1 protein-coding gene is annotated in these 574 nt (G+C 33.3%); it reads right to left on the bottom strand.

The window, feature by feature from the left end; translation table 11 throughout:
* Positions 1-574: RNA-guided endonuclease TnpB family protein (locus tag EWH91_RS14340; RefSeq protein WP_129930940.1), on the bottom strand; the 574-nt coding region annotated here is incomplete at both ends.

The raw sequence follows: 574 nt of genomic DNA, 5'->3' as shown, positions 1-574 counted from the left end.
CGAATGGTAGGGAACTTAATACCATCAGATCCAATGACTAAATCGGCAACACCCAGGTCAATACCTAATTGCCTTCCTGTTTTGTTGAATGTTTGGTTTTCATATTCAACAAGCAGCACAGCATAATATTTTCCTGTTGGTGATAGACGAACAGTTACTGATTTAATTTTTTCAGGGATTTTAATTCCTGCTTTGAATCTCACAATTCCTAATTTCGGTAATTTAACATGATGTTTATTAACTTGTTTCATGTTTTTACCTACACATTTTGATTGAAAACTTTGTTTCGGATATTTCTTTGATTTAAACTTTGGAAAACCGGTATGTTCTTTGAAAAACTTTTTATATGCTTCCACCAGATCATGATTCGTACATTGTAAACTGGTACTCTCAGCCTCTTTTAACCATGGATACTCCATCTTCAAGGCTTTAAGCATGTTATTCAATGCAAAAGCGTTAAGAAAAGAAGAGTCGGGATTGTTGTGGTATCGTTCAATCATCATGTTTAACATCTGATTCCACACAAAACGGTTATAGCCAAAGTTTAATTTAATTTTAAGTTTTTGTTCTTTGT

It is taken from the genome of Sporolactobacillus sp. THM19-2 (genome assembly GCF_004153195.1).
GTDB lineage: Bacteria > Bacillota > Bacilli > Bacillales > Sporolactobacillaceae > Sporolactobacillus.
Note: the sequence above shows the minus strand (reverse complement) of the source record. Positions and strands in the feature narration are given on the sequence as shown.